Origin of the sequence: Corynebacterium sp. (genome assembly GCF_030530965.1) — a bacterium.
Taxonomy (GTDB): domain Bacteria; phylum Actinomycetota; class Actinomycetes; order Mycobacteriales; family Mycobacteriaceae; genus Corynebacterium.
The window spans coordinates 1-10,434 of the sequence record NZ_JAUMTY010000007.1; the positions used below are offsets into that span (position 1 = coordinate 1).

7 protein-coding genes are annotated in these 10,434 nt (G+C 59.4%); 2 read left to right on the forward strand and 5 right to left on the reverse strand.

Features of this window, described 5'->3' with window-relative positions:
* Both Q3981_RS02610 and Q3981_RS02615 read right to left on the reverse strand, forming a co-directional pair.
* Positions 1-959, reverse strand: a 959-nt coding sequence (locus tag Q3981_RS02610; RefSeq protein WP_303123713.1) for a homoserine O-acetyltransferase, incomplete at its 3' end; no start/stop codon positions are given.
* A 203-nt stretch (positions 960-1,162) separates the two neighbouring features.
* Positions 1,163-2,479, reverse strand: coding sequence for an O-acetylhomoserine/O-acetylserine sulfhydrylase (locus Q3981_RS02615; RefSeq protein WP_303123610.1), 1,317 nt, complete (start codon positions 2,477-2,479; stop codon positions 1,163-1,165).
* A 1,207-nt stretch (positions 2,480-3,686) separates the two neighbouring features.
* On the opposite strand from Q3981_RS02615, the gene aspA reads away from it, so the two are divergent.
* Positions 3,687-5,177, forward strand: a complete 1,491-nt coding sequence (gene aspA, locus Q3981_RS02620) for an aspartate ammonia-lyase (RefSeq protein WP_303123715.1) — start codon at positions 3,687-3,689, stop codon at positions 5,175-5,177.
* Between the two features lie 139 nt (positions 5,178-5,316).
* On the opposite strand, the gene Q3981_RS02625 is transcribed toward aspA, so the two are convergent.
* The gene (locus Q3981_RS02625; protein WP_303123612.1) at positions 5,317-7,533 is read right to left on the reverse strand and encodes an NADP-dependent isocitrate dehydrogenase; all 2,217 of its coding nucleotides are present in this window, start codon (positions 7,531-7,533) and stop codon (positions 5,317-5,319) included.
* 382 nt (positions 7,534-7,915) lie between these two features.
* On the reverse strand, positions 7,916-8,482 hold the full coding sequence (locus tag Q3981_RS02630; protein WP_303123614.1) for a TetR/AcrR family transcriptional regulator: 567 nt from the start codon (positions 8,480-8,482) through the stop codon (positions 7,916-7,918).
* A 299-nt stretch (positions 8,483-8,781) separates the two neighbouring features.
* Here Q3981_RS02630 and Q3981_RS02635 point away from each other — a divergent pair, with 299 nt between their 5' ends.
* A complete protein-coding gene (locus Q3981_RS02635; RefSeq protein ID WP_303123616.1) occupies positions 8,782-9,897 on the forward strand; it encodes an ABC transporter permease in 1,116 nt (371 codons plus the stop codon).
* Here Q3981_RS02635 and Q3981_RS02640 read toward each other — a convergent pair.
* On the reverse strand, positions 9,841-10,434 hold a 594-nt coding region (locus Q3981_RS02640; RefSeq protein WP_303123618.1), incomplete at its 5' end, for a DNA-3-methyladenine glycosylase. The two genes, Q3981_RS02635 and Q3981_RS02640, sit on opposite strands and share 57 nt — an antisense overlap.

Genomic DNA, 10,434 nt, shown 5'->3' on the forward strand with positions numbered 1-10,434 from the left:
GACAGGTGTTCTTGCTGGTGAAAGGGGTAGAGGATGTCAGAGTCGACGCCGGCAACCATGATCGGGACGGTGCATTCGCCGAGGACGGCGTTCATGCCGCCGCGCCCGCGTCCGATGTCGTGCCGGTTGAGCGCGTCGGTGAGGATCACGTAGCTCCCGGCGTCGAACCGAGCGGCGAGCTTGGAGGCCTGCGAATCCAGGTAACTTTCGATGGAAAAGCGCTGGTCACGGTGCCGGTAGGGGCCGTATGGATCTTCGTCGCGCTGAGGGGCGGCGCCGAATCGCTCGTCGAGCTCTAGCTCACCCCGATAAGTTAGGTGTGCAATGCGACGCGCCTGGCCGATCCCGTGGGTGGGCGCGCGCCCGGTGCCGTAATAGTCGCCGCCCTGCCAATCGGGGTCGGCCTCGATGAACCGGATTTGCGCAGACTGAATGCCGATTTGCCACGCGCTCGCTCGGGCGGAAACCGCGATAACCAGTGCCGACGCGACTACGTCGGGGAACATGATGCACCATTCCAGGGCCCGCGCCCCGCCCATCGATGCGCCGACGACGGCGTGAAGCCGCCGGATGCCGAGTTGCTCCAGCGCGCAGTGTTCGGCGTCGACCATGTCCCGCATGGACAGGGCTGGGAAGCGCGACCCCCATGGCGATCCATCAGGGCTTATCGACGACGGGCCCGTGCTGCCATCGCAGCCGCCCAGGACATTCGCGCAAAGGACGAGGTAGCGGTCTGTGTCGAAGCCGAGGCCTGGGCCGATGAGCCCTTGCCACCATTCGGCGGCGTTGCCATCGCCCGTGAGAGCATGCTCGATGAGGATTATCGGGCGGTCGAGAGGGTTTGGGGGAGGGGTCGCGTCGCCCGGTGTGGTGTAAAACGCGTAGATGCGGAGTGACGCACCAGGTAGAGGCACGCCAGCCTCCGTCACCCATGGGTCGTCGGCCGGTGAGAAAGGCACGTCGACGTACTGCCCATTGGGCGGAAGCGTTACCTGTTCGGTCACGGCCGACACCTCCTTATTGTCTGGCGCGCCCCACTCCGCACAACACACGGGCGCACAACACACGGCCAAAGGGCCGGCCGTCGTTACGCGGCCAGCCCCTCGTCGGCAAGAAGATTAACCGGGAGAAAATTAACCCCAAAGGAAATTAACCTAGAAGATTAAACCTGCTCAAAGGCCTGTTTGAGGTCGTTGATGATGTCGTCGATGTCCTCGATGCCGACAGAGAGCCGGATTGTGGACTCGTTGATTCCCGCGGCACGAAGTGCCGGCTCATCGGACTGGGAGTGCGTGGTCGAGGCCGGGTGGACAACCAGCGACCGCACGTCGCCAACATTGGCCAAGTCCGAGTGCAGCTTCAACGCGTCAATGAACTTCCAGGCCGTCTCGCGCCCGCCATCGATGTCGAACGAGAACACCGAGCCGGGGTATTTCAGGCCCAGCTTTTCCTTGACCGAATACCACGGCGAACTCTTCAGACCAGCAAAGTTAACCTTCGTGACCTTCGGATTGCTTTCGAGATATTCAGCGACCTTCTGCGCATTTTCGTTATGTTTTGCGATGCGCAGAGATAAGGTATCCAACCCTTGAGCCGTAACCCACGCGTTAAATGGCGAGGGCGTCGCACCGGTATCGCGGAGCAACCCCGCGCGAGCTTTCAAACCGAATGCCACATTCCCCAGGTCCGCGTACTTCAATCCGTGATACGCGGGATCCGGCTCGACAAAATCGGGGAACAGCGGCTTGCCGTCGCGCTCCACGGTCCAATCGAACTTCCCGCCGTCGATCAACACACCGCCAAGCCCGGACCCGTTGCCGGTGTAAAACTTCGTCAACGACGCTACAACAACGTCGGCACCCAGCTCCAAAGGACGAACAGCAGCCGCCGTCGCCACGGTATTGTCGACAATCAACGGTACGGAATGCTTATGAGCGACCTCCGCGATCGCGGGAATGTCCAGGATATCGGCCTGCGGGTTGGCGAACGTCTCGCCATAAAACGCCACCGTGTTGTCCTTCGCGGCCGCATCCCACGACTGCGGATCGTCCGGATCCTCCACGAACGTGACCTCAATCCCGAGCCGACGGAACGTGTGCGCCAACAGCGTCTCTGTGCCACCGTACAAACGCGGCGACGACACGATATGCGACCCTGACCTCGCGATATTCAGGAACGCCGCCGTCTCCGCCGCCTGACCGGACGCGAAGAGCACCGCATGCGTTCCACCCTCAAGGGAAGCCAACCTATTTTCGACGGCGGCCACCGTCGGATTTGTCAGGCGCGAGTAAATCGGGCCCTCGTCCTCCAGGCCGAAGCGCTGCTTGGCGTGCTCGGCGGAGTCGAAAACGTATGAGGACGTGAGGTAAATCGGGAGGTTCCGTGAGCTTGTCTCACTATCGACGGGCTGGCCGGCGTGGATGGCGCGGGTCTCGAAGCCCCACTGGTCGGCGTTGCTGTTGTCGTACTTGGTTGTCATTGTGTTTCCTCGTAATTCGTTGTGTTGGTTTTGTGTGGTGGTTTTGTTGCCGGCGAGCTTGTGTGGCCGTCGGTTCTCGGGGCGTTTGCCCCAAACGTTTTCCTGCCTTCCGACGCGGCGTAACCGCTTGTGGAAAACGGTGCGGTCGTGCCCGGCGGTGAGCTCTTTCGAACTCGTAAAACGAGATTAATGTACCGCTCGGTCTAGTGCAAACCGCTCTGTCTATTTCACGCACATATGAGCAGGTCAGAACTATGAAAAAATCTAGACTAAGCGGTATGTAGATTGTGTGCTGTACGACGTTTGTCGTTCACCGTCAGTGGGATGGGAATCTTACGTTGGTGATGCTCACGCGTTGACCGATTCGGCTAGCGAGATGTTGTCGCGCGGGCTTTGCGCCCACGCGCTGAAAACTGTGGGCTATACCGGGGTCGGTTGTGAAAACTGAACTGCTCCCCACTAGTCGGTGTCTAATTTCTCAGTCCAACTAACGGGGAGCAGTTTAGGAACGCATATCCGCGACATCGACGAATCCACCCCCGTTTGGGCTCGGAATCAAATATCTCTTCCCGTCGACTGTGGGAAAGACTAGTCTTGGTTGCAGAGCGAGTTCCCGCTGGCAAGGCAGTGAAACAAGAGAGCACCCCGCTAAGGAAAAGGGGTCAATGAAGTGGCCTTATGTCGGCGGGAACTTGTTTATGATGCCGGCCCCGCCACCCGCGGAGCTGAAGCATCGGCCCCTCCAACCGTGGGGCTGCAATAAACACCCTGCTACAAAGTGGGGTAATAACCCGTCGTTGAGGTAGATCATCCTCGACGTGCCTCAAGTGGACGTTCGCTTGAGGCAAAGGTAGCCTGATGGCACTCACGCAAGTGATCAGTAACTGATCAGTAATGCGAGGGTGCGCGAATGGATTGTCGGCACTCGGGGGAGAGCTTCCGCATCGAGGGGGAATAAAGCCAGGTCAACGCGCTGCCCACCCATGCAGCATGTTGTTACACCGATGACAGATCGAGGTTTACCGTGTCCGAGCAACCCGCATCCCGCCCCTCCGACAAGCAGGGCAACGAACCAACTGATCAACAAAACGAGGTATCTCCGACGACAACCTCCTCGGAATCCGCCGACCACTACACTTCGTCGTCTGAAGCCTGGGACGTCCCGGTAGCCGCGCCGGGGTCGTCGTCGGAAAGAATCGGTGTCGTCATGACCTCGACGGACATTATTACGTCGGCGGAAACGCACTCGCAGCGGGCCAAGAGCGCGCAGAGTTTTCGTGAGGAAACCGATCTTCTGGGCACTCTGCAGGTCCCCGCCGACGCCTACTACGGTGTGCACACGCTGCGCGCGGTCGAGAATTTCCAGATTTCGCGGACGAACATCAATCACGTTCCGGAGCTCATCCGCGGCATGGTGATGGTTAAGAAAGCCGCCGCCATCGCGAACCGCGAAGTCCACGCTCTACCAGCTAAAAAGGCGGAGGCGATTATTTGGGCTTGCGACCAGATTCTCGACAAACACCGCGGGATGGATCAGTTTCCTATCGACGTGTTCCAGGGCGGTGCGGGCACGTCGGTGAATATGAACACGAATGAAGTCATCGCGAATTTCGCGCTCGAATATCTGGGGGAGCCGAAGGGCAATTACGACGTTATTAATCCAAACGATGACGTCAATATGTCCCAATCGACGAATGACGCTTACCCAACCGGTTTCCGTTTAGGTTTACACTTCGCGATTGAACAATTGGCTAACCATGTCGACGCTCTGGAACGCGCATTCCTGGCCAAGGGAAACGAATTCAACGACGTCATGAAAATGGGGCGGACGCAATTACAAGATGCCGTCCCCATGTCATTAGGACAAGAATTCCGCGCGTTTGGAAATAATTTGGCGGAAGAACGCAGTCAGCTGGAACGCGCTCAAAGCCAACTACGTGAAATGAACCTGGGCGCGACGGCCATCGGCACCGGCCTGAACACTCCGGCGGGGTATCAAGCTGCAGTGATTCGTGCACTGAGCACGGTATCTGGCCTGGACATTAAGCCCGCACGTGACCTCATCGAGGCAACGAGCGACACGGGCGCATATGTCAACGCACATTCGGCCGTCAAACGTCTAGCAATGAAACTATCGAAGATTTGCAATGATTTGCGTCTTCTATCGTCGGGGCCACGCGCTGGATTAAACGAAATTAATCTCCCAGAACGCCAGGCTGGTTCGTCGATTATGCCGGCGAAGGTTAACCCGGTTATTCCGGAAGTCGTTAATCAAATTTGTTTCAAAGTCTTTGGAAACGACGTCACCGTCGCCATGGCTGCGGAAGCCGGACAATTGCAATTGAATGTGATGGAGCCGGTGATCGCGCAATGTGCGTTCGAATCCGTGCGGTTCCTCGTGCGAGCTTGCACGACGCTACGTACCCGCTGCGTTATCGGAATCACCGCTAATGAGGACGTTTGCCGTCGCTATGTCGACAATTCGATCGGAATTATCACCTATCTGAACCCGCTGATCGGCCACCACTGGGGCGATGTGATCGGTAAAGAAGCGGCTCGGACGGGCCGATCCGTGCGTGACCTCGTCCTGGAGAAAGGGCTGCTGGATAAGGACACCCTTGACGACGTCCTCAGCCACCACAACCTATTGAACCCCAGCTTCCACGGAAAGCTATACAACGGGGACGAGGAAGACTAAGGACGCGCTCGGGATTGGTGCGCCAAAAACTGACGACGCGCCAAAAACTGAAGATACGCTGAAGGCGGGGACGCGCTAAGTCCCCGCCCTACTCACCGAAACCTACCAACGCAGGCATCCCCCCAACGCAGGTAAAACCCTACTGGTGCAAATCGTCGATGATCGTGTTGAACGTCTTCGACGGTCGCATCACCGCGTTCACCTTGTCATCCGACGGCCAGTAGTAGCCGCCCAGATCGACCTCGGAACCCTGCACAGAGAGCAGCTCCTCCGCGATCTGATCCTTCTTCTCGTCGAGAGCGTCGGCAATCGGCTTGAATGCAGCAGCCAAATCGGAATCGTCGGTCTGCTGAGCCAACGCCTTCGCCCACCCCAACGCGAGGTAGAAGTGCGAGCCGCGGTTATCGATCTCGTTGACCTTACGCGATGGGGAATGCCCCTCTTCCAGCACACTCTCGGTGGCCTTATCCAGCGCATCGGCAAGGATCCCGGCGCGATCGTTCCCGTCCTTACGGGCGAAGAAGCGGAACGACTCCGCCAGGGCAAGGAACTCACCCAGCGAGTCCCAACGCAGGTGGTTCTCCTCTTGCAGCTGCTGCACGTGCTTTGGCGCGGATCCGCCCGCACCGGTTTCGAAGAGCCCGCCACCAGCGATCAGCGGAACCACAGACAGCATCTTTGCCGACGTGCCCAGCTCCATGATGGGGAAGAGGTCGGTCAGGTAATCACGCAGCACGTTGCCGGTGACAGAGATGGTGTCCTCGCCCTTGCGGATGCGGTCGATCGAGTACTTCGTGGCGGCGACGGGATCCATGATCTGGATGTCCAGACCATCGGTGTCCTCGTCCTTCAGGTATTCCTCGACCTTGGCACGCACGTTGTTGTCGTGCGCGCGCTCCGGGTCGAGCCAGAACACGGCCGGCATTCCCGACAGGCGTGCGCGCTCAACGGCCAGGCCGACCCAGTTGCGCACCGGGATGTCCTTCGTCTGGCAGGCGCGCCAAATGTCGTTGGCCTCGACGTCGTGCTCCATTAGCACGGTGCCGGACTTGTCGACGACCTGCACTTTGCCGTCGGTTGGCATCACGAACGTCTTGTCGTGCGAACCGTATTCTTCCGCCTTCTGAGCCATGAGCCCGACGTTCGGCACGGTGCCCATCGTCGTCGGATCGAAGGCACCATTCTCGCGGCAGTCGTCGATAACGGCCTGGTAAACACCGGCATATGACGAATCCGGAATGACCGCCAAGGTGTCTTGTTCTTTGTCATCGGCGTTCCACATGTGGCCCGAGGTGCGGATCATCGCGGGCATGGAGGCGTCGATAATGACATCCGACGGGACATGAAGGTTCGTGATGCCCTTGTGGGAGTTCACCATTGCCAGGGCAGCGTTGTCCTTCAGGGCCTGGTCGAACGCGTCCTTAATCTCGTCGCCGTTGTCCAGATCCGACAGGCCCTCGAGAATGGCGCCTAAACCGTTTTCGCCATTGAGGCCGGCGGCAAGCAGTTCTTCGCCGTACTTGTCGAAAACATCATGGAAGTAGGCGCGGACCACGTGACCGAAGATGACGGGATCCGACACCTTCATCATGGTTGCCTTCAAGTGGACGGAGAACAGCACACCCTCTGCCTTCGCGCGGCTGACCTGGGCACGGAGGAACGTGTCCAGCGCCTTCGCGCTCAGCACGGTGCCGTCGACAATCTCGCCCTTGAGAACGGGGAGGGATTCCTTAAGTACAGTGGTTTCGCCGTTCGGGGCGACCAGCTGAATCCGCAGCTCGTCGTCGTTCTCAAGAACCACCGACTGCTCATTGTGCCGGAAATCGTCTGACTCCATCGTCGACACGTTGGTCTTGGAGTCCTTGCTCCATTCGCCCATCGTGTGCGGGTGCTTGCGGGCGAAGTTCTTCACGGCCTTCGGCGCGCGACGGTCCGAGTTGCCCTCACGCAAAACGGGGTTAACGGCAGAGCCCTTGACCGAGTCGTAGCGGGCGCGAGCGTCGCGTTCCTCGTCCGTCGACGGCTCCTCGGGGTAATCCGGGAGCTCGTATCCAGCGGCCTGAAGCTCCTTAATCGTCGCCTTCAACTGGGGTACCGACGCCGAAATGTTCGGCAGCTTCACAATATTTGCGTCCGGGGTCTTTGCCAGCGCACCCAGTTCGGCCAGCGCATCATTGACCCGCTGGTCCTCCGGCAGCACATCATTGAACGCCGCCAACGTGCGCGCCGCCAATGAAATATCCCGGGTTTCGACGTCGACACCGGCGGTTGACGCAAACGCTTCCACCACTGGCTTCAACGAATACGTTGCCATCAAAGGCGCTTCATCGGTACGGGTGTAGATAATTGTTCCCATGGTGGGGCAAAACTCCCTTACTCGCTAAATATTGTTCAGGATTATGCGTGCTGTGCGTTCCGAGGCCGATGTCCTGGTGAGATTACTGCCGACGGTGTGCAGATGGTGCGATCTGCATCTGATGTGCATATACAGCGTTGATCTGCGGATTCAAGCAGTGCGTCATCACCTAGACAAGGCCTGGGTAGCAAAGCTATCAACATAGCGGATACTTCCTTTTTCTAGAGTACGTGACGACGCCACAAATGCGACTCCACGGTGTGACGCACCCCCACAGACGGGGCGACGATACGCTCGTCGAGGAGGTGGGGATGTGACGGTTGATCCCCGCAGCTGGGGCTGGAGGGCGATGGGCGTGCCTACCTGGCTGGAGCGGGGTCCCCTAGGGTGCTATTCCCCGCGCGAAGGTGTCCAGTAACCATGTGGAAAAGCCCGGTTCGAGTTGCTCCAACGTGGCTGGAAGAGGCCTGCTCAGAAGGCCCACTCCCATTTGGAACTGTGCCGGACTGATTTCCGGGCGAACCAGCCCAGCGTTTTTAGCGCGATTCAGGACGGGTTCCACCTGACTCAAAGCCTTCGTGCGTAAAGCTGTAATCCGGTCATAAAGTTCGGGCGACACGGCGATCTTTTCAGCTATTTGTGCCACCAAAGCGCCCATTCGGAGATCGTAATCGTCGGCAATGAAAGCTGACCATGTAGTGGCTGGATCTTCATCCCAGGACGGCGCGTCAACGTACTGATCACACACCGATTTGAACCGGGCCACCATTTCTTCGGCGACGCCTACAAAGAGGTCCTCGCGTGTAGGGAAGTGCCGGTAGAGGGTAGCGATTCCAACCCCAGCATCCTGCGCGATGGATCGCAGTGAAATATCTGGACCGTTGGTGGCAAAACCTTGCCACGCGGCGTCAATGATGGCGGCACGGCTGGCAGTCGCGTCTGCACGCACGATGTTTCTCCTAGTGGTGTGGTCTCAGCGCTTGAAACCGTTGATGGGTTCACATTCTGTCACGTCTGGCGCGTTTGCACCAATCTAAACGGAGCGCTATGCTCCATTTGTATCCGGAGCGCAATGTTCCGTTTATTTGGGTGACCCCTAGGGGCAGAACCTACGGGTCCTACCTACGGGTTAACCACGTTCATGCACGTCAACGGTCACGTCGCACCACACAGACAGCATCGCGGAAAACGACGACGGCCGCGTTGCGCGGCAAAACACATCGAAGAAAAAGAGGAGACCTTATGGCAATGAGCAGTGTTTCCACGGAGGTGACCACCCAGCGCACCTCGGCCACCACCCAGGGCGCTAACACCACCACTGAACACACCACGAACCAGGCACCTAACAACGTCACGAAACAGGCGCCAGAAAACACGTCGAAAACCACTGAACACACGTCGAGCGGAAAAGTAGTGGGTATTGTGCTCGGCCTCGCCGCCGTCGTCACACTCATGCTGCTGTCCTTCTTGGCGCCGGCAGTGAATTCCGGCGCGAAAGACCTACCGCTCGCCGTCAGCGGGCCAGATCAGGCGGTTACCCAGCTCACGCAAAACATGGAGCACAACCAGCCTGGGGTTTTCGAGATCAAGCATGTTGACGACGCCACACAGGCCGTCCACGACCGCGAGGCCATCGGAGGCATTGCTCTGGGGCAGCCGACGGCAGGGCCGAACGGCACCCCTGTTCCCACTGCCGAGGTGATCACTGCGACAGGTGCCGGAACTACATATCTCCAGGTCATGAATGGGGTTACCCAAGCGCTCACGGCGCAAGGTGCCCAGGTCACCACCACAGATGTCGCCCCGCCAGCTTCCGGCGATGAACACGGAACCGCCTTCGCCACCCTGGCACTCCCGATGGCGTTTGGCGGCATGATCTCCGCAGTCGTCTTGTCCACCCAGGTCCGCGGAGGGCGCACCCGTCGATTCGTCGCCTGCGGGGCGTTCGCCATCATCGCCGGCTTCATCTTGGCCGCTGTGATGCGCTTCGGTTTCGACGTCGTCGACGGGAGTTATTGGGAAATCGTGGGCACATTATCGCTGGCCATCGTCGGTGTGTCGATGTTCGTCCTCGGCATGGAGTCCAAATTCGGCTACGCGGGATTAGGCATCGGCGCTGTGTTCGTCATGTTCCTGTCGAACCCGCTTTCCGGCATGCAAACAGGCCCCGATTGGCTGCCGTCACCATGGGGCACCATCGGGCAATTCCTCCCCTTAGGCGCTGCCGGCTCAGCGCTACGATCTGTCGGATTTTTCGGCGGCGCGGGGTGGGGTATCCACGGCCTCGTGCTGGCCTGCTGGGCTTTGCTAGGAATTGCGCTCGCCGGTTGGTCTGCGTGGACGGCCTCGAGGCGGAGTCACTGATCGATCACCAGGAATCCAAAACCGTAGCGGTGCCTCTTTGTTCTTCGAGATCCCGATCCGCGGGCCCGTGACATAAGGGACAATGTCGTCCTCAGCGCGGGCACGGCTTAGCCGCAGTTCCGGAGCTTCGGGATTGCCGACGTCGGTTCGTGCCCCGCCATCATCGACGACGATGGGCATCCCGTCGAGATGAAGATCTAGGCCCAGCGCGGACCCCACATTCCCCGGCCCACGGGCGAGCCCATCGTCCTCGGGGCGGTCGCCTCGTCGGGATCGAACGACGTCATAACCATCAATCACGCGCCCGGCCCGCAGCAACAGTCCCGACGCGATGCCTTCGGGGCAGCACACCACATTGCCCGCACGATGAATGCCGTAGCTGGCATAAACGTAAAGGTGCAGCGGTGGGCCGAACATCGTCGCGCAGCGTGGCGTCGGCCCCCGAGAAGCATGTGATGCGGGATCGGCCTCTCCCAAATACGCCTCGACCTCAGTAATCATCAGCGCGACCGGGCCGCGGCGAAGCGTCGACCCCAA